A 17,568-nucleotide genomic window follows, 5' to 3' on the forward strand; every position below is an offset into this window, starting at 1 on the left:
CTGGTGGCGCTCGTCGTCACGTATGGCTCCCCAGACGCGACGCTGAACACAGGTACCCGCCGGTAACTTTGCGCGATCGATTGATGCGCGGCCACGCCGCCGGAGGCTGGCCGGCTGCGGCAGAATGCGCCCTATGCGCAGTGAGGTGATCAACGTCCGGACCGGTTCCCGGCCCACGGTCCGGGACATCACGGCCGAGGCCGAACGGTTCGTCGCCGGGGCCGGCGACGGGCTGCTGCACGTCTTCGTCCCGCACGCCACGGCCGGGCTCGCGATCATCGAGACCGGCGCCGGGTCGGACGACGACCTGCTCCGCGCGCTCGACGACCTGCTTCCCACCGACGACAGGTGGCGGCACCGGCACGGCTCACCCGGGCACGGTCGCGACCACGTGCTGCCGGCGTTCGTGCCGCCGTACGCGACGTTGCCGGTGCTCGGCGGGCGGCTCCAGCTCGGCACCTGGCAGTCGATCTGCCTGGTCGACCCGAACGGCGACAACCCCGACCGCCAGATCCGCTTCTCCTTTCTCCCCGCCTGATGGGACACGATGTGGCGGTGCAGGACGAGCGTGGCCTGAGATCATGGATGAATGCTGAAGCCGCCCGAGCCTGACCCCGATCTTGACCCGTTACGAGGCGGGCTGGCCGTTTTGCGGCGGGACGGTCAGGTGGCCGGCCATGTGGCGACGCAGGTCGGCACGTTCTGGGCGCCCTTGAGCCTCTCCCGCCGTCGTCAGTGGTGGGTCTGGTTCATCGTCGTGTGGGCCAACGGAGATCGCGAGCCGCCCGGCGAGGACTACCCGCCGTGGACCGTGGTCGGTGAGATGTTGTCCGGGACCTTCTCCTGGGATCAGGGTGACGCGCACGGTGGGAGCTACACCGTTGACTGGCTGCCGGAGGAAGCGCGCCACGAGATGCTGTCGGCGCTCGGAATCCGGCCGGAGGACTTCTGACCGGCCGTCCGGCCTATATTGTAGATCGAATCAATTGTTGACGAGTCACGTATGCTGGTCGGATGGCGCACCCCACCGTGCCCACCGACGGCGACCGGGCCGGCCTGGCCGAAGACACCGTCCGCCGGCTCCTGCACGTCGCCGCCGCGATGCGGCACCACCAGGACGAGGGGCTCGCCGCGCTGGGGCTCACCCCGGCCGCCGCCCGGGCGCTGTACGAACTGGACCCCGACCACCCGCTGCCGGCCCGTGAGTTGGCCGAGCAACTGGGTTGTGACCGATCCAACGTCACCGGCCTGGCCGACAAGCTGGAACAGGCCGGCCTGGTGCGGCGGCGGACCGACCCGACCGACCGGCGGCAGAAGGCGCTCGTGGTCACCGCCCGGGGCCGGCAGGTGCGCGAGCAGGTCGGACAGGTGATGTCGGACTCCCGACTGCTCGACGGCCTGAGTGCCACCGAGCTGACCACGCTGCGCGAGCTGGTCTGGAAGGTGTCCGACAGCGGGTGTCCACAGGAGTGCGGTGCGGGCTGAGCCACGCCGGGTGGTACGTGTCCGACTGGGCGAGGTGGGCGTCGGTCGGTAATGCTGTCCGACGTGACCACCCCGCAGGATCTCGACGACCGGCTCCGCGCCGACCTGGCCGCGCTCGGCCCGCCGGACCAGCGGCGCAACCTCGACGAGCCGCTGCCGTGTGACGGCGGGTTGCCTCGCGGTGGGCCGCCGCGCGACGGCGATGCACGGTCCGGTGGTGGGGCGCTTACCGGGGCGCAGGCGCTGGCCCTGTTCGACGCGCAGGTCACCAGCCGGCTGCTCGACCTGGCCGGGCGCTGGCTGCGCGGCTTCGGTGAGGGCTACTACACGATCGGCTCGGCCGGCCACGAGGGCAACGCCGCGGTGGCTGCCGCGCTCCGGCCAACCGATCCGGCGTTGCTGCACTACCGCTCCGGCGCCTTCTACTGCCTCCGCGCCGCCCAGGCCGCCGGTGCCTTCCCGGCCACCGCGCCGCAGGCACCCTTCCCGGCCACCACACCGGCACCCGTCCCGCCCGGCTCCCCGGCACCCGTCCCGCCGGGCTCCCCGGCACCCGTCCCGCCGGGCTCCCCGGGACCCGTTCCGCCGGGCTCCCCGGCACCCGTCCCGGACGCCCCCACCGATCCCGCTTTCCGAGACGCATCTCCCGATGTGCGGGATGCGAGTAGATCTTGGTACGAAAGTGCCCCTATGGGGGCCGTTTCCTACCAAGATCTCGAATTGGTACCCGGCTCCGGGGCGGCGGGCGGTGGAGTTGGTCCGACGAAACTGGATGAAGTCGCCATTCCGGGCGCCGGCTCAGGTGGAGCTGCCGCCTCGGGCGGAGCCGATTCGGGCGAGGCCGCTGGTTCGGGCGGTGGCAGTGCTGCCGCGGGCCGCCTCGCGGCGGGAGTGGGCGCTGCCGCGGGCCGCCTCGCGGAAGAGGCGGGTGCCGGTGCGGGCAACCTCGCGGAGGAGACGGGTGCGGAGGCGGTCAGCCTGCCGGCGGGAGCGGGGGTGGCCGTGGACGCGGACGGCGACGCCACTGTCGGCGTACCCGCGTTGCCGCCGCCTGCCCTCGACGACGCCTACGCGTCGGCGGCGCGTGACGTGCTGCGGGGCATGGTCGCCTCGGCGGCGGAGCCGCTCGCCGGTGGCCGGCACAAGGTCTTCGGCCGGGCCGATCTCGCGGTCGTGCCGACCACCTCGACCATCGGCTCGCACCTGCCCCGGGCTGTCGGCCTGGGGTTGGCCCTGGAGCGGCTGCGTCGGGGCGGGCGGCACGTCGACGGCGAGCCGGAGGTCGGGGCCTGGCCGCCGGACGCGGTGGTGGTCTGCTCGTTCGGCGACGCCTCGGTCAACCACGCCACGGCCACCGCCGCGCTCAACACCGCCGGGTGGTACCACCACACCGGTCTGCGCATCCCGGTGCTGTTCGTCTGCGAGGACAACGGGCTCGGGATCAGTGTGCGCTCACCGGAGGGGTGGGTGGCGGCCACGCTGCGGTCCCGGCCCGGCATCCGCTACTTCGCCGCCGACGGCACGGACGTGGTGGAGACCTACCGGGTGGCGGCGGAGGCGGCGGCCTGGGTACGCCGGCACCGCCGGCCCGCCGTGCTGCACCTGAACACGGTGCGGCTGATGGGGCACGCCGGCGCGGACGCGGAGTCGGCGTACCGGAGCCCGGCGGAGATCGCCGCGGACGAGGCGCGGGATCCGCTGCTTGGCACCGCCCGCCGGCTGGTCGCGGCCGGCTTCGCGAGCGGCGAGGAACTGCTGGCCCGGTACGACGAGCGGGGCTGGCAGCTACGCCGGATCGCCGAGGAGGTGCTTGACGAGCCGAAGCTGGCGTCCCCGGTCGAGGTGGTGGCGGAGTTGGCGCCGCGCCGCCCGGCGCGGGTGTCCCGGGCGATAGCCGGGTCGGGGGCGCACGCGGCGGGGCCGGGCGCGGGCGCGCGGGCGGAGGCGTTCGGTGGCAAGCCGCCGGAGTTGACCGGGCCGCTGACGCTGGCGCAGAGCATCAACGCGGCGCTCGCCGACGGCATGCTCGACCATCCCCGGATGGCGGTGTTCGGTGAGGACGTGGCCGCCAAGGGCGGGGTGTACGGGGTGACGAAGGGCCTGCGGGACCGGTTCGGGGCGGCCCGGGTGTTCGACACGCTGCTTGACGAGACCTCGATCCTCGGGCTCGGGCTCGGCGCCGGCCTGGCCGGCATGCTGCCGGTGCCGGAGATCCAGTATCTGGCGTACCTGCACAACGCCGAGGACCAGTTGCGCGGCGAGGCGGCCACCATGCGGTTCTTCTCCCGGGGCGCGTTCCGCAACCCGATGGTGGTGCGGGTGGCCGGGCTGGCGTACCAGGAGGGTTTCGGCGGGCACTTCCACAACGACAACTCGGTGGCGGTGCTGCGCGACGTGCCGGGGTTGGTGATCGCGGTGCCGGCCCGACCCGACGACGCCGCCCCGATGCTGCGTACCTGCCTGGCGGCGGCCCGGGTGGACGGCGCGGTCTGTGTCTTCCTGGAGCCGATCGCGCTCTACCACGCCCGCGACCTCTACGCGGAGGGTGACGGGGAGTGGCTGGCCGAGTATGCCGAGCCGGGCGCCTGGGCGGACCGGCACGTGCCGATCGGCCGGGCCCGCGTGTACGGGATCGGCTCGGCCGAGGACCTCACCATCATCACCTTCGGTAACGGGGTGCGGATGTCGTTGCGCGCGGCGGCGACGCTCGCCGACGAGGGCGTCGGCAGCCGGGTGGTGGACCTGCGCTGGCTCGCCCCGCTGCCGGTGGCGGACATCATCCGGGAGGCGTCGGCGACCGGCCGGGTGCTCGTGGTGGACGAGACGCGGCGTTCCGGCGGGGTGGGTGAGGGAGTGCTGGCCGCGCTCGTCGACACCGGCTTTGTGGGAGCGGCGCGACGGGTGGCCGCACTTGACTCGTTTGTGCCGTTAGGTCCGGCTGCCCATCAGGTGCTCGTGTCCGAGGAAGCCATCACCCAGGGTGCCCGTACGCTGCTGGCACGGTAAATTCCGTTCCAACCGGTGCGCCACTTGCGCAGCGGGCCGCAACTGTGTGGACTGGGCCGGACGGTGTCGCAGGGCACCACGAGCAGGGACACGATGAGGAGGCACGCGACAGTGAGCGCGACCGCTGGTCAGGCCGCCGACGGGGTACGCAGCCTGGCGGACCGGTTCGGGATCGAACCGGGCATGGTCGTCATGGAGATGGGCTACGACGACGACGTCGATTCCGATCTCCGGGACGCCCTGACCGACCGCTGTGGAGAACTTGTCGACGAGGACACCGACGAGGTGGTCGACGCGGTACTGGTATGGCACCGGGACGGCGACGGTGATCTCTTCGAGCTCCTCGTCGACGCCCTCGGGCCGCTCGCGGACAACGGCGTGGTATGGCTCCTGACGCCCAAGGCCGGCCGGGACGGCCACGTCGAGCCGAGTGAGGTCGCGGAGAGCGCGCAGAGCGCCGGCCTCCAGCAGACCTCCACCATCAACGCCGGCCGCGACTGGAGCGGCGCCCGCCTGGTGCTGCGGCGCGGCTCCAAGAGCAAGAAGTAGGAGCACGAATGCCCATCGAGGTTGGCGCCGAGGCGCCCGACTTCCTGCTCAAGGACCAGAACAACCAGGAGGTCCGGCTCTCGGACCTGCGGGGGCGCAAGACCGTGCTGCTGGTCTTCTACCCGCTGGCCTTCACCGGCGTCTGCCAGGGCGAGCTGTGCGAGGTGCGGGACAACCTCGACGAGTACGCAAACGACGACGTCCAGGTGCTTACCGTCAGCGTCGACTCGGTCTACGCCCACAAGATCTGGGCCGACCGGGAGGGCTACCAGTTCCCGATGCTCGCCGACTTCTGGCCGCACGGCGCGGTGGCCCAGGCGTACGGCGTCTTCAACGACGTCGCCGGCATCGCCAACCGGGGCACCTTCGTCATCGACAAGGCCGGCGTGGTCCGCTTCGCCGAGATGAACATGCCCGGCGAGGCGCGCGACCAGCAGGGCTGGCGCAAGGCGCTGGCGGAGGCCGTCGCCGTCTGATCCCACCCCCAGACACGTTCGACCGGGCCGGAGGCCGGCAGGTAGGATTGCCGCTCCGGCCCGCCGTACGGGCGTTCCGGGCGCGTAGCTCAGCGGGAGAGCACTCGCCTTACAAGCGAGGGGTCGCAGGTTCGAAACCTGCCGCGCCCACCACCAGCCATCAGCGAAACCGCCCTCAGGAAGATCACTTTCCGGGGGCGGTTTCAGCAGCAGGGACAACAGCGGTGTGTGGCCTCATTGCCCGGCAGAACTTATTGTGCAGCAAGAAGATCACTGAGCGCGGACAGGTGAGGCACCTGGTGACGATGCTGTCGTGCCTGAATGACCAGGTTGGCAACGACAAACGCTGGATCCACCCGAGGAACATCAATATTTAGATGATCATGAAACCATGGAACTACTTCGCTCCACCGGTAAAAAAGCGTTCCTTCTCGAGAGGGGTTGACCGGGGGCGGGAAATTGCCCGGGCCTCGCCTGCCGACCGCATATCGTCGGACCGATTCGCGACTTTGCCCGATTCGATCAGCGATGTCACCCAATGTCAACAGATCCTGATCGAGTAACCTGAACACGTTGAAGCCGACGGACTCCAAGCCCAGCACTGCCGACGCGACTGCGTCAGCCAAGGTGGGTGCCTCGCGGTCGAACTCCACAATCGGGAGACCATCCTCGGCGCCGAACGCCCCATCGTCGCAACCAGCAACATAAAGGGCGTCAAGCTCTTCATCGGTAGGCCGCCGGTCCAACACGAGCGTGAACACATGCGACGTCAAGGGCCTACCCCCTTCCTCCTGTAGTACACTCTGCCGTAACAGAATCATCTAATGCTTGTGGTTATTCACGAAACGGTCAATTTGCTTGGCGTGCGTTCCAGGGTCCCGGGGTGTGGACCAGACATCCCGCGCTGAACCGCATGAACCACATCGCAACTCTCCCCACCGATGACCCCGGTGAAGCGCTTCCAGAAGAAGTCCCGCCTCCTCAGCTCGACGCAATGCGTCGGCGATTTCCTTCTTCTGGTGCCGACCTCGGCTCACCATTTCCCACTCTCAAATTTCGAGACCGCTCGATTCTCTCCATGTACTACCTCCCGGGTCGGCGGGGTTCTGGTTGGTTGGTGGGCCATGTGAGGAGGCTGGTTTGTTGGTGCGGCGGCCAGTTTCCTGCGCCCGGTGCAAGAGTACACCAGCCGGTGCGGAAGTGCACCGGTAGAGCACTCGCTGCTGTCGCCGACGCTAGGGGAGCGGTTCGGCGACGCGGACGCCGTGAACCCGCAGCACCGCCTCGATCCGTTTGCGGCTCTCCGGGTCGGGCTGCCGCCACAGCCACACCTGCCCGACCATGACCGCGCTGTTCGGGCCGGGCACGTCCCACCGGCCGCCGTCCGGGTACACGGCGAGCGCGAGCCGGCCGAAGCCGGGACGGGCGAGCCCGGCCTGGTGGATCTCGGACCACCGGTAGCTGCGGGTGACCGTGCCCCGATGCCGGACCAGCAGCCCGGCGTCGTCGGCGAGCAGCGCGCCGTCGCGGTGCAGCCAGGCCGATATGACGGTGCCGGCGGTCGTCCCGATGTAGACGATGAGGGAAACGGCGTGTAATCGGAGGCCGATCACCGTCATCAGGGCGAGCAGCCCGAGCGGTACGAGCACCGCCGGCCACCACCGGGACGCGAACAACACCACCGGCTCCGCGCCGGCCCCCCGTTTCTCCGCCACACCGCTCTGGTGCCCACATCGGCGGTGCTCGACACCAGCACGCCGGAGTGGCGGCATCGGATCGACCGGGACCCCGCCACCTCCCCGACCTGGAGTTGATCAAGCGGCCGGTGTCGGGGCAGGCACGCGCCTACTGGCGGCGGCGGGCGTCGGCCTCGGCGTCGATCAGGTCGTTGAGCGCCAGCGCCGAGTTGATCAGGGAAAGGTGGCTGAACGCCTGCGGGTAGTTGCCGATCTGCTCACCCGTCGCGGCGATCTCCTCGGCGTACAGGCCGAGGTGGTTGCTGAACGTGATCATCTTCTCGAAGGTGAGGCGGGCGTCGTCCAGGCGTCCGGTGCGGGCCAGTGCCTCGACGTACCAGAAGGTGCACATGTTGAAGGTGCCCTCGTGGCCGGGGAGGCCGTCGGGGGAGTGCTCCGGGTCGTAGCGGTGGACGAGGCTGTCCGAGACCAGGTCCCGTTCGATCGACGCCAGGGTGGAGCGCCACAGCGGGTCGCTCGGCGTGACGAAGCCGACCGACGGCATGGCCAGCAGCGCGGCGTCGAGCACGTTCTCGTCGTACGCCTGCACGAAGCTGGCGCGGTCGCGGTGGTAGCCGCGGTCCATGACCTGGTTGTAGATCCGGTTCCGCTGCTCGATCCAGCAGTTCATGTCCCCGGGCCGGCCGGTGCGGGTGGCCAGCCGGATGGCCCGGTCCAGCGCCACCCAGGACATCACCCGGCCGAACGTGTAGTTGCGGGGGTGGTGGCGGCTCTCCCAGATGCCGGCGTCGCGCTGGTCCCAGTTGTGGCAGAGCCAGTCGACCATCCGGACGGTGCTCTTCCACACCTGGTGGGACACCCGGATGCCCTGCTCGTCGGCGAGGTGCATGGCGTAGAGCGCCTCGCCGTGGATGTCGAGCTGGAGTTGGTCGGCGGCGCCGTTGCCGATCCGCACCGGGCGGGAACCGCGGTAGCCCTCCAGGTGGTCGAGCACCTCCTCGTGCAGGTCGGAGGAGCCGTCCACCCGATACATGATCTTCAGCGGGTCCTGGTGGTCGCCGGCCTCGCGGATCCGTTCGTCAAGCCAGTTCATGTAGCTGCTGACCTCGTCGGTGAAGCCGAGGCCGAGCAGCGCGTGCACGGAGAACGAGGTGTCGCGTACCCAGGTGTAGCGGTAGTCCCAGTTGCGGGTGCCGCCGACCAGTTCGGGCAGCGCGGCGGTGGGCGCGGCGATCATCGCGCCGGTCGGCGCGTACGTCATGAGCTTCAGCGTGATGGCCGAGCGTTCGACCATCTCCCGCCACCGGCCGGTGTAGCGGGAGCGCTCGACCCAGCGCCGCCAGTAGTCCCGGGTCCACTCGAACATCCCCTGGACCTCGTCTTGCGAGATGACCCGTGGTTCCGTGCTGGCCGTCTCCAGGACCACGCCGCCGGTGTCGCCCTCGTGGAGCGTGCCGTACGCGACCAGGTCGTCGTCGTCGAGTTGGATGTCGCCGCCCTGGGTGATGAGCTGCCGCACCGGGTCGACCGGGTTGAACGTGAGCGTCGCCGACGGGCTGCGGAAGACGTACCCGTTCCGGTGGCGTTCGAGCTGGTGCTTCTGCCGGGCGTAGTCGAACCGGGGCCGGCACTCCACTTTGAAGCGCATGCTGCCCCGGACCATGGTGACCATGCGGACCAGGCGGTGTGCGTCTGTCACCCGCTCGCCGGTGACGGGCATGAAGTCCATCACCTCGGCGACGCCGTCCGCGCTGATGAAGCGTGTGATCAGGATCGGGGTGCCGGGCAGGTAGAGCTGCTTGGTGACGTACCTGACGTCGTGCGGGGCGATCCGGAACAAGCCGCCCTTCTCCTTGTCCAGCAGCGCGGCGAAGATGCTCGGCGAGTCGAAGCGCGGCGCGCAGAACCAGTCGATCGTGCCGTCGCAGGTCACAAGCGCGGCGGTCTGCAGGTCGCCGATGAGCCCGTGATCCTCGATCGCCGGATAGCTCTCCACGTCGCCCCCCGCGCTCGGCTGCCCCCTGCGCACTCCAACCTAGGGGAAGAATTGTCAGGTTAGGGCTGTTTCGCGCGGTCGGTCGCCCCGGCGACGCGCCTCGACCGCCGCCCGCGTCTCCGCGTTCACCAGGTCCGCGTTGATCATCGCGGCGGTCCGGGCGCCGGCCGCCGCCGCGGCTCCGACCTGCGCGGTCAGGTCGGTCACGTTGCCCGCCACCCACACCCCGGGAACGTCGGTACGCCCCGCCGGGTCGGCCGGCACGTACTCGCCCGATCCGCTCTCGTGCGGCACCGCGCGCAGCCCCAGCGCCGCCAGGAACCCGGCCCGCGCCACCATCCGTGGCGCGACGGTAAGCACCTCGCGGGCGACCGTGCGGCCGTCGCGCAGGCGTACCCCGGTCAGCCGGTCCCCGACCACCTCGACGGACGCGACCTCGCCCTCGACCACCGGCACGCCGCGCGCGGCGAGCTGCTCGGCCTGCTCGTCGGTGAGCGGCGGCGCGGCATGGCGGAAGAGGATCACGTCGTCGCTCCACTGCCGGAACAGCAGCGTCTGGTGCACCGACATCGGGCCGCTGCCGATCACCCCGATCGGCCGGTCGCGCACCTCCCACCCGTGGCAGTACGGGCAGTGCACCAGGTCCCGGCCCCAGCGCTCACGCAGGCCGGGCACCTCCGGCAGTTCGTCCACCAGGCCGGTGGCCACAAGGACCTGGCCGGCCCGCAGCCGGCGGCCGTCGGCGAGCGTCACGTCGAACCCGTCGCCGTCGCGGCGCATCGCCTCGACCTCCCCGGTGAGCAGGTGCCCGCCGTAGCGGCGAACCTCGTCCCGCCCGCGTGCCAGCAGTTCGGCCGGTGGCACGCCGTCGAGGGCAAGCAGCGCGTGCACCCCCTCGGCCGGCGCGTTGCGCGGGTTGCCCCCGTCGACCACAACCACCGACCGGCGTGCCCGGGCGAGCATCAGCGCGCCGCTCAGGCCGGCCGCGCCGCCGCCGATCACCAACACCTCGTAGCCGTCTTCCCGTAGCTCGGTCATCGTGACCACCTCCGCGCCAAGCGTGCGACGGCCCTTGATGAAAAGGCAAGCCTTGTTGCCGGTATGGCAAACTGGCGGCATGGATGACGACCTCGACCAGGCCCTCGACGCGGTCGGCCCCCGGCTGCGCGCCCTGCGCCGCGAGCGGGAAACCACGCTCGCCGACCTCTCCGCCGCCACCGGGATCTCGGTGAGCACGCTGTCCCGGCTGGAATCCGGTGGCCGCCGGCCCACGCTGGAGCTGCTCCTGCCGCTGGCCAAGGCGCACGGCGTCACCCTCGACGAACTGGTCGGCGCGCCACCCACCGGCGACCCGCGCATCCACCTGCGGCCGGTCGCCGCGTTCGGGATGACCATGCTGCCGCTCACCAGGCGACCCGGCGGCATCCAGGCGTACAAGCTGATCATCCCGGCCGGCGGCCGGGCCGATCCCGAGCCGAAGACCCACGAGGGGTACGAGTGGGTCTACGTGCTCAACGGGCGGCTGCGCCTGGTGCTCGGCGAACACGACCTGGTGCTCGCCCCCGGCGAGGCGGCCGAGTTCGACACCCGGGTGCCGCACTGGTTCGGCCGCGCCGACGACGAGGCGGTGGAGTTCCTCAGCCTCTTCGGCAGCCAGGGCGAGCGCGCCCACCTGCGCGCCCGCCCCCGCCGCTGAGAACGCCCCCGGAACCGCCTCCCGCGGCGGCACGATGAGGCGGTGAGCTATGCGGACGTGGGCGGGCTGCGGACCTGGTACGAGGCGCACGGCGTCGGCAAGCCGCTGGTGCTGCTGCACGGCTCCTACGGCTCGACCGAGACGTTCGCGCCGATCCGGCCCGCGCTCGCCACCCGCCGCCGACTGATCGCGGTCGACCTCCAGGGCCACGGCCGCACCGCCGACGTGGACCGGCCGCTACGCCACGAGTCGATGGCCGACGACGTGGCCGCGCTGCTGCGCCACCTCGACCTGCCCGAGGTCGACCTGCTCGGCTACTCGCTCGGCGGCGGAGTGGCCCTGCGTACCGCAGTCCAGCACCCCGCGCTGGTCCGCCGCCTGGTCCTGGTCTCCACGCCGTTCCGGCGGCGGGGCTGGCACCCGGAGGCGCTTGCCGCGATGTCCGCCCACGACGAGCGCGCCGCCGAACGGATGCGCGGCACCCCGGCCCACGAGCGGTACGCGCGGGTCGCACCCCGGCCGCAGGACTGGCCCACACTCTGGGCGCGCAGCGGTGAGCTGCTGCGCCGCGACTACGACTGGTCCGCCGAGGTGGCCGCGCTGCCGATGCCGGTGCTGCTCGTCTTCGCCGACGCCGACGCGATCCCGGTGCGCCACATGGCCGACTTCTTCGCCCTGCTCGGCGGCGGTCGGCGGGACACGGACGACCGCCCTCCGTCCCGGCTGGCCGTACTGCCCGGCCTGACCCACGCCGACGTGGTCACGTCGCCCGCCCTGCCGGCGGCGGTCCTGCCGTTCCTCACCCACGTCGCACGCGCCCCCGGCTGACCCGCCGCCCGCGCCGGACGAACACGCCGCCGGGCCTCAGCACCCGGATCGACCGTACGTGCCGTCGGACGGGTGAGGTCTATCCTCGAACGACAAGCCACGTGTCCGCTGACGAGGTGGTCGATGCTGAAGGATCTGGCCGCGGATCGGCAGGCGCAGGGGGACACCCGTCGCCGCAACCTCGGCGCGCTGCTCCGCCGGGTCCACCTGGGCGGCCCGGCTTCCCGTGTCGAGCTGGCCGACTGGATGGGCGTCAACCGCAGCACGGTCCTGGCCCTCACGTCCGATCTCGCGGCGGCCGGCCTGGTCCGGGAGGTGCCCGCCACCGCGAGCGGCCGGGCGGGGCGTCCGTCCTTTGTGGTCCGGCCGGAGTCGGACACCGTCTACGTCCTGGCCTTCGACATCGCGGTCGACCGGCTCGTGGCCGCCCGCGTCGCCCTCGGCGGGGCGGTGTCGGCCCGTCTGGAGGCGACCCGGCCGCGGGCGGGCGTCGACCTCGACTCGGTGGTTTCCGTGCTCGCCGGCTTCGGGCGCGAGCTGCACCGCGACGCGTCGCCGGGGTCGGTGTGCGTGGGCATCGGGGCGTCCTACTGCGGGATGATCCGGCCGGGCGACGGGATGGTCCGGTTCGGGCCGGACCTGGGTTGGGTGGACCAGGCGTTCGGGGCCGAGTTGGCCCGGCGGCTGGACCTGGGCCTGCCGGTGCTTGTCGGCAACGAGGCCCACCTGGGCGCGATGGCGGAGCACCAGCGCGGCGCCGGCGTCGGTGCGCAGAACCTGATCTACCTGCACGGCGATGTCGGCGTCGGCGGCGGGATCATCGTCGGCGGGGAGCTGCTCGGCGGCGACGGCGGGTACGGCTCCGAGGTGGGGCACATGCTCGTCAACCCGTACCAGGGTCGGCCCTGCGGCTGCGGCTCTCGGGGCTGCCTGGAGGCCGAGGTCGGCGAGCGGGCGCTGCTCGACGAAGCCGGGCGCCCGGCCGACCACCGGGGGCGCGACGCCGTCCGGGCCGTGGTCGCCGCCGCCGGCCAGGGCGATGTCGCCGCCCGGGCGGCCCTGCGGCACATCGGTGACTGGCTGGGCATCGGGGTCGCCAACCTGATCAACCTGTTCAACCCCGGCGTGGTGATCTTCGGGGGCACGCTGTGCGAGGTGTTCCCCGGCGCGGCCACCCAGGTCCGCAGCCGGATCGCCGCGAACGTGCTGCCCGTCTCGCGGGACAAGGCCCGGCTTGCCGTCTCGGCCCTGGGCTACGACGCCACCCTGATCGGGGCCGCCGAACTGGGCTTCTCCCCGCTGCTGACCGACCCGCTCGGCCTCCCGGCCCGCCTCTAGGACCGGTCGCGATCAGGGCAGGTCGGTGAGGGCGGACCGGACCTCGGCGGCGAAGAGGTCGGCCGGGTCGAACGGCATGCCGGAGAAGTGCCCGGCGACCTCCAGGCTTATCACCCCGTGCACCCGGGTCCAGAAGGTCAACGCCCGGCGCATCGACTGCTCACGGTGGTGCGAGAAGGCATCCTGCACGGGGGCGAAGATCCGGCGGGCCAGGTCGGTGGCCTCGGCCGGAGCGGCGTAGCCGGGCACCGGGGTCCCGTACAGCAGCAGGTAGCGGTGCGGGTCGCGCCGGGCCCAGTCACGGATCGCCGTGGCGATCGCGGTCAGCCGGTCGCCCGGGGGCCCGCCGGTGCCGGCTGCGGCCTCGACCACCTGTGCCAGGTCGCGGTAGGTGGCCAGGATCAGCTCGGTGAGCAGGTCGTCGCGGCTGGCGAAGTATCGGTACAGCGCCGGTGCGGTCATCCCCATCTGCTTGGCGATGGCCTTGAGCGACAGCCCCGCCGCGCCCGCCTCGGCGAGCTGCGTCCACGCGTGTGCCCGCACCTCGGCCTGGACCTGGCGTCGGTAGCGCTCGCGCGGCCCGACATGCGTTTCCGCCGACTGCTCCTCGACCGTCTCGTTCGCCACGGTGGTCCTCCCTCTCGCGTTGACATCAAGTTACTCCAGTTATACGGTGTAACGAAAGCAACCGAGCATTACCTAACTGAGGAGTCACCGTGAAGAAGAACCTCCCCGCAGCCACCCTCACCTCCCTCCTGATCGGCGGCTCCGTGCTCGCCGTCGGCGCCGTGCCGGCCCTGGCCGGCGGCACGGTCCTCGCCCACCAGCAGCCCGACGGGCACGGCGCCGCCGGCCGGGCGCAGCAGGTGACCCGCGACTGGGTCCAGCTCTGGAACGGCGACTACGCCCTTGCCGAGCGCATCATCTCCCCGGACGTCCGGGTCCGGGCCGCGCTGCTCGACGGCGGTGACGGCAGCGCCGTGAAGGGTCCGGGCGGCATGGTCGACCTGGTCACCCAGATCCGGTCCGCCTTCCCCGACCTGCGCTTCACCGTCGAGGTCGGCCCGATCATCGACCGTGACCACGTGGTCGTGCGGTGGGTCGCCAACGGCACGTACGGCGGAGGTTTCCCCGGCGCGACCGCCGCGCCCGGCACCCGGGTCCGCTTCACCGGCACCGACACGCTGCGCCTCAAGCGCGGCCTGATCACCGACTACTGGCTCAACGCCGACACCCTGCTGATCGTCACGCAGCTCAAGGTGACCCCCGCCGCCACGGATCGGTAGGTCCGGCGTCCTCCGGGCGCACCGGCTCCGCCAGGCCAGGTTGGTCAGAGATATCGGCGGTAGCCGGTGGCGGACGGCGTGAAGCCGGTGCTCTCGTAGAAGCGGTGCGCCTCGACGCGCCGGTGGTTCGAGACCAGTTGGACCTTGTAGCAGCCGACGGACCGGGCACTGTCGACCGCCGACCGCATCAGCGCGCCGGCCACCCCGCGACGACGGGCCGCAGCGTCGACGACCACGTTCTCCACGAGCATGAACGGCCGCGCCCCGTGGGTCAGGTTCGGCACGACCATGGTGTCCACCGTGCCGACCAGTCGCGGACCGAGGAACGCAAGCAGCAGCGTCCGGCCCGGTTGGGCGTGCAGGTCCCGCCACGCGGCGGCCAGGGCGTCCGGGGCGGGGCGGTCGTCCGAAGGGGCCAACTGCCACAGCAGGTCGAAGATCCGGTCGGGGTCGTCGTCCGACGTCGCCGGACGCACCGTCAGCTCAGCGGGCACGTTGGTCGAGCCTAGGCCGGCCCGACCACACCCCGACGGTACGGGCCCCAGCCGACGAACCTGTCGAACAGTTCGCGGGGTGTGGGCCCCTCCTGCGGGTTGAGCCGGAACAGGTCGTGGGTGGCCTCGTGATAGAGCCCGGACAGGTAGACGGCCAGGTCGACGGGGCGGTCGGCGTACTCGGCCGTGAGCAGCAGGCGGGCCTGGGCGCAGGGCCACGGCGAGCCGCAGGCGCGACAGAGCCACAGCGGCCGGATCGGCAGGTGCGCCGGGTGGCCCGGCGGGTAGGCGCGAGGCCGGTCCGGGTGCGGCCCGAGCCGGGGTACGGGAAGCGCGGCCACGTTCATCACGACCTTCCTTCGAGGCGGAGGGTGGGCCGCCCCGGCATCGGGGGGACATCGGGGCGGCCCGGCGGCGGCCGGACGGGAATCGGACCGCCAGGTGACAGTCTGTAGAGGACGGGACTACGGTGGGAAGCCGCCACGTCGTTCCTGGCAGCGGCTGGGTGGGGTCGGGGCAGGGCTCGGGCGGGCGTGGGAGATTTCGGCGGCGAAGGGGAGAGCGTGGGCGAGTCGTGGTGGGACTTCATCGCCGGGGAGCTGCGCCAGGCGCGCGTACGGGCCGGCCTGAGCCAGGAGGACCTGGCCCGGCGGATCAACTACTCCGCGTCCCACGTGTCCGGGGTGGAGACCGGCCAGCGCCCGCCGAAGGTGGACTACCTGACCGCGATGGACCAGGCGCTGGAGACGGGCGGCCTGTTCCTCCGCATGCTCCGCCACGCCGCGCTGACCAACGGAGCGCCGTCATGGATGCGGGCCTGGGTGGACGACGAGCGGGCGGCCAACATGCTTCGCTGGTACGAACCGGCCTACGTGCCGGGCATCCTCCAGACCGAGGCGTACGCGCGGATGACGCTTGCGGACAGCCTGATGAGCGCCGAGGAGGTCGACCAGCGTGTCACCTCCCGGCTGGGACGACAGGCGATCATCACCCGGGAGCATCCCTGCCGTTTGGTGGCCGTCATCGACGTGATGGTGCTTCGTCGGCCTCTCGTCGAACACGCGAGCCTGATGGGCCAGCAGTTGGCACACCTGGTGAAGATGGCCGTTCTGCCACACGTGCAGATCCTGGTGGTTCCGGAGGAAGCCGGGCTCTATCCTTCACTTCAGGGCGGCTTCATCATGGCGAGCCTGACCGATGGATCGGTGGCCGCATACCTCGATCATCAGATCCGGGCGCAGATGATGCACCAGGTCGAGGACATCGCTGCCCTGGAAGCGCACTGGGAGGCGGTGCGAGGGGAAGCCTTGCCCCGCCGGCAGTCCCTCGACCTGATCAAGGAGGCGGCAAGCTCATGGATCTGATTGATGCGCGCTGGCGCACGTCGAGTCGCTCGGGCTCGAACGGTGGCGCCTGCGTCGAGGTGGCCGACAACCTGCCCGGGGTCGTCGGAGTGCGGGACAGCAAGGACCCGTCCGGCCCGGCGCTCACCTTCGCCCCGGCGTCCTGGCGCGCTTTCGTCGCGTACACGAAGCGGGTTTGACCTCATCCGCTTAGTCGGCGGGCGAGCCACGGGAGCAGCGCGTCGGCCTGTAGGCGCTGGAACGCCCGGACGGTCGGGATGCCCGGCGGCGGTGGCTGCCGGGCGCCGTCGAGGAAGAAGCCGGTGAAGCCGGCCAGCGCCCCGGTCAGGTCGGCCGGGTCGACGCGGGCGGTGAGCGGCCGGGTGGCGAGCAGGGCGTCCGGGTCGTGGCCGCCGTACACCTGCACGTTGACGACGGTGAGCAGGCTGTCCAACCAGGCCGGCCCGCGGCAGGCCCAGGGCCAGTCGACCACCGTGACCCGGCCGTCCGGGCCGAGCAGCAGGTTGTCCGCGCGGACGTCGAGGTGGCAGAGCGTGTCGCCGGCCAGGGCGGCCAGGCCCCGGTCGGCGGCGGCGCACAGCTCGGGCAGGTGCGCCCGGGCCCACGGGGCGAGGTCGGCCGGCGGGTCGGCGGCGATCCGGCGCCAGCCGGCGAAGTCGTGGGCGAGCGACTCGGTCGCGGTGGCGGTCGCGACGGCGGGGGCCGGGGTGAGCGTCGCGGCCATGGACTCCAGGGTGGACAGCACGGCGGCCAGCTCGCCGGCGTCCCACGGGGTGACCGGGTGCCGGCCCTCGACGTCGGCGTAGACGAGCGCGATCCAGTCGCCGTCGTCGTGTCTGCCGAGCAGCCGGGGCGTCGGCGCGGTCGCGGGCAGCGCGGCGGCGATCCGGGCCTCGGCCCGGTGCATGGTCGGGCTGCGGTCGTTCTGCGCCGGGCTGACCGCCTTGACGAACGCCCGCCCGCCGCGCGCGGTGCGGACCCGGTCGGCGGTGCCGGGGGAGAAGCCGCCCGGCTGCGACTCCGCCGCCACCACCCGGTCGTCGAGGATGGCCTCGACCGCGGTACGGACGTGGGCGGGCAACTCGTGCCACCGGACGCGGGTCTTCGACTGACTGCTCACCGTCCCACCGTGCGCGACGCGCGTTCCCCGGGCAACCGGGTTAGGCGCAATGCCGGGTAGTTAAGGGTCTGGGCTGGTCGTCAAGACCGGTCCGGCGAGGATGTTGAGGCTGATGGTGGCCTGGTAGGTGCGTCGGTCGATGTTCGGGCCGCGGGCGTTGTATTTGGAGATCGCTCGTTTGACGGTGCGGGCGTTGACGCGGAGTCGCCGTTCGGGCAGTAGGTCGTCGAGGA

Annotated in this window: 20 protein-coding genes and 1 tRNA gene; 13 read left to right on the forward strand and 8 right to left on the reverse strand. The window is 71.8% G+C overall.

All coding sequences use genetic code 11. The features are described 5' to 3' along the window. Positions 1 to 133: 133 nt before the first annotated feature. From SM450_RS21490 to SM450_RS21520, 7 genes are all read left to right on the forward strand, one after another. Positions 134 to 538, forward strand: a complete 405-nt coding sequence (locus tag SM450_RS21490; protein ID WP_474621535.1) for a YjbQ family protein — start codon at positions 134 to 136, stop codon at positions 536 to 538. A 51-nt stretch (positions 539 to 589) separates the two neighbouring features. After that, positions 590 to 952: a hypothetical protein gene (locus tag SM450_RS21495; RefSeq protein WP_474621536.1), complete on the forward strand. Its 363-nt coding sequence runs from the start codon at positions 590 to 592 to the stop codon at positions 950 to 952. A gap of 62 nt (positions 953 to 1,014) precedes the next feature. Continuing rightward, complete coding sequence (locus SM450_RS21500; RefSeq protein ID WP_474621537.1) at positions 1,015 to 1,485, forward strand: MarR family winged helix-turn-helix transcriptional regulator; 471 nt, start codon at positions 1,015 to 1,017, stop codon at positions 1,483 to 1,485. 51 nt (positions 1,486 to 1,536) lie between these two features. Continuing rightward, positions 1,537 to 4,491: a thiamine pyrophosphate-dependent enzyme gene (locus tag SM450_RS21505; protein WP_474621538.1), complete on the forward strand. Its 2,955-nt coding sequence runs from the start codon at positions 1,537 to 1,539 to the stop codon at positions 4,489 to 4,491. A 111-nt stretch (positions 4,492 to 4,602) separates the two neighbouring features. Next, entirely contained in the window at positions 4,603 to 5,040 is a 438-nt protein-coding gene (locus tag SM450_RS21510) for a DUF3052 domain-containing protein (protein ID WP_474621539.1), read from the forward strand. Positions 5,041 to 5,048: 8 nt separating this feature from the next. Then, entirely contained in the window at positions 5,049 to 5,516 is a 468-nt protein-coding gene (locus SM450_RS21515) for a peroxiredoxin (RefSeq protein WP_474621540.1), read from the forward strand. A gap of 78 nt (positions 5,517 to 5,594) precedes the next feature. Then, positions 5,595 to 5,669 (forward strand) — tRNA-Val (locus SM450_RS21520). Between the two features lie 98 nt (positions 5,670 to 5,767). Here SM450_RS21520 and SM450_RS21525 read toward each other — a convergent pair. The 4 genes from SM450_RS21525 to SM450_RS21540 form a co-directional block, all read right to left on the reverse strand. Next, entirely contained in the window at positions 5,768 to 6,289 is a 522-nt protein-coding gene (locus SM450_RS21525; RefSeq protein ID WP_474621541.1) for a hypothetical protein, read from the reverse strand. Positions 6,290 to 6,751: 462 nt separating this feature from the next. Then, the gene (locus tag SM450_RS21530) at positions 6,752 to 7,231 is read right to left on the reverse strand and encodes a hypothetical protein (protein WP_474621542.1); all 480 of its coding nucleotides are present in this window, start codon (positions 7,229 to 7,231) and stop codon (positions 6,752 to 6,754) included. A 130-nt stretch (positions 7,232 to 7,361) separates the two neighbouring features. After that, positions 7,362 to 9,209: a glycoside hydrolase family 15 protein gene (locus SM450_RS21535; RefSeq protein WP_474621543.1), complete on the reverse strand. Its 1,848-nt coding sequence runs from the start codon at positions 9,207 to 9,209 to the stop codon at positions 7,362 to 7,364. 54 nt (positions 9,210 to 9,263) lie between these two features. Next, complete coding sequence (locus tag SM450_RS21540) at positions 9,264 to 10,247, reverse strand: NAD(P)/FAD-dependent oxidoreductase (protein WP_474621544.1); 984 nt, start codon at positions 10,245 to 10,247, stop codon at positions 9,264 to 9,266. 79 nt (positions 10,248 to 10,326) lie between these two features. On the opposite strand from SM450_RS21540, the gene SM450_RS21545 reads away from it, so the two are divergent. From SM450_RS21545 to SM450_RS21555, 3 genes are all read left to right on the forward strand, one after another. Next, positions 10,327 to 10,905, forward strand: coding sequence for a helix-turn-helix domain-containing protein (locus tag SM450_RS21545; protein ID WP_474621545.1), 579 nt, complete (start codon positions 10,327 to 10,329; stop codon positions 10,903 to 10,905). 42 nt (positions 10,906 to 10,947) lie between these two features. Beyond that, positions 10,948 to 11,733: an alpha/beta fold hydrolase gene (locus SM450_RS21550; RefSeq protein WP_474621546.1), complete on the forward strand. Its 786-nt coding sequence runs from the start codon at positions 10,948 to 10,950 to the stop codon at positions 11,731 to 11,733. A 123-nt stretch (positions 11,734 to 11,856) separates the two neighbouring features. After that, on the forward strand, positions 11,857 to 13,071 hold the full coding sequence (locus SM450_RS21555) for an ROK family protein (protein ID WP_474621547.1): 1,215 nt from the start codon (positions 11,857 to 11,859) through the stop codon (positions 13,069 to 13,071). 12 nt (positions 13,072 to 13,083) lie between these two features. Here SM450_RS21555 and SM450_RS21560 read toward each other — a convergent pair whose 3' ends face one another. Then, positions 13,084 to 13,698 carry a TetR/AcrR family transcriptional regulator gene (locus SM450_RS21560; RefSeq protein ID WP_474621548.1) on the reverse strand — a complete coding sequence of 205 codons (615 nt, stop codon included), beginning with the start codon at positions 13,696 to 13,698 and terminating at the stop codon, positions 13,084 to 13,086. An 89-nt stretch (positions 13,699 to 13,787) separates the two neighbouring features. On the opposite strand from SM450_RS21560, the gene SM450_RS21565 reads away from it, so the two are divergent. Continuing rightward, a complete protein-coding gene (locus tag SM450_RS21565; RefSeq protein ID WP_474621549.1) occupies positions 13,788 to 14,357 on the forward strand; it encodes an ester cyclase in 570 nt (189 codons plus the stop codon). 44 nt (positions 14,358 to 14,401) lie between these two features. On the opposite strand, the gene SM450_RS21570 is transcribed toward SM450_RS21565, so the two are convergent. Further along, positions 14,402 to 14,851 carry a GNAT family N-acetyltransferase gene (locus SM450_RS21570; protein WP_474621550.1) on the reverse strand — a complete coding sequence of 150 codons (450 nt, stop codon included), beginning with the start codon at positions 14,849 to 14,851 and terminating at the stop codon, positions 14,402 to 14,404. Positions 14,852 to 14,862: 11 nt separating this feature from the next. Continuing rightward, positions 14,863 to 15,198, reverse strand: coding sequence for a hypothetical protein (locus SM450_RS21575; RefSeq protein WP_474621551.1), 336 nt, complete (start codon positions 15,196 to 15,198; stop codon positions 14,863 to 14,865). A 216-nt stretch (positions 15,199 to 15,414) separates the two neighbouring features. Between SM450_RS21575 and SM450_RS21580 the strand changes: the two genes are divergently transcribed. Together SM450_RS21580 and SM450_RS21585 are read left to right on the forward strand one after the other, a co-directional pair. Then, the gene (locus SM450_RS21580) at positions 15,415 to 16,215 is read left to right on the forward strand and encodes a helix-turn-helix domain-containing protein (protein ID WP_474621552.1); all 801 of its coding nucleotides are present in this window, start codon (positions 15,415 to 15,417) and stop codon (positions 16,213 to 16,215) included. After that, complete coding sequence (locus SM450_RS21585; RefSeq protein WP_474621553.1) at positions 16,206 to 16,394, forward strand: DUF397 domain-containing protein; 189 nt, start codon at positions 16,206 to 16,208, stop codon at positions 16,392 to 16,394. Before SM450_RS21580 ends, SM450_RS21585 begins: the two co-directional genes overlap by 10 nt. A 2-nt stretch (positions 16,395 to 16,396) precedes the next feature. On the opposite strand, the gene SM450_RS21590 is transcribed toward SM450_RS21585, so the two are convergent. Then, on the reverse strand, positions 16,397 to 17,335 hold the full coding sequence (locus SM450_RS21590) for a phosphotransferase (protein ID WP_474621554.1): 939 nt from the start codon (positions 17,333 to 17,335) through the stop codon (positions 16,397 to 16,399). Between the last annotated feature and the right edge of the window lie 233 nt (positions 17,336 to 17,568).

The organism is Micromonospora marincola, from assembly GCF_056150385.1.

What these genes read in the sequence shown, in the direction of transcription:
- SM450_RS21490 (WP_474621535.1), top strand. Translation starts at nt 134, where the DNA reads ATGCGCAGTGAGGTGATCAACGTCCGGACCGGTTCCCGGCCCACGGTC.
- SM450_RS21495 (WP_474621536.1), top strand. Translation starts at nt 590, where the DNA reads ATGCTGAAGCCGCCCGAGCCTGACCCCGATCTTGACCCGTTACGAGGC.
- SM450_RS21500 (WP_474621537.1), top strand. Translation starts at nt 1,015, where the DNA reads ATGGCGCACCCCACCGTGCCCACCGACGGCGACCGGGCCGGCCTGGCC.
- SM450_RS21505 (WP_474621538.1), top strand. Translation starts at nt 1,537, where the DNA reads ATGCTGTCCGACGTGACCACCCCGCAGGATCTCGACGACCGGCTCCGC.
- SM450_RS21515 (WP_474621540.1), top strand. Translation starts at nt 5,049, where the DNA reads ATGCCCATCGAGGTTGGCGCCGAGGCGCCCGACTTCCTGCTCAAGGAC.
- SM450_RS21540 (WP_474621544.1), bottom strand. Translation starts at nt 10,247, where the DNA reads ATGACCGAGCTACGGGAAGACGGCTACGAGGTGTTGGTGATCGGCGGC.
- SM450_RS21545 (WP_474621545.1), top strand. Translation starts at nt 10,327, where the DNA reads ATGGATGACGACCTCGACCAGGCCCTCGACGCGGTCGGCCCCCGGCTG.
- SM450_RS21555 (WP_474621547.1), top strand. Translation starts at nt 11,857, where the DNA reads ATGCTGAAGGATCTGGCCGCGGATCGGCAGGCGCAGGGGGACACCCGT.
- SM450_RS21575 (WP_474621551.1), bottom strand. Translation starts at nt 15,198, where the DNA reads ATGAACGTGGCCGCGCTTCCCGTACCCCGGCTCGGGCCGCACCCGGAC.
- SM450_RS21585 (WP_474621553.1), top strand. Translation starts at nt 16,206, where the DNA reads ATGGATCTGATTGATGCGCGCTGGCGCACGTCGAGTCGCTCGGGCTCG.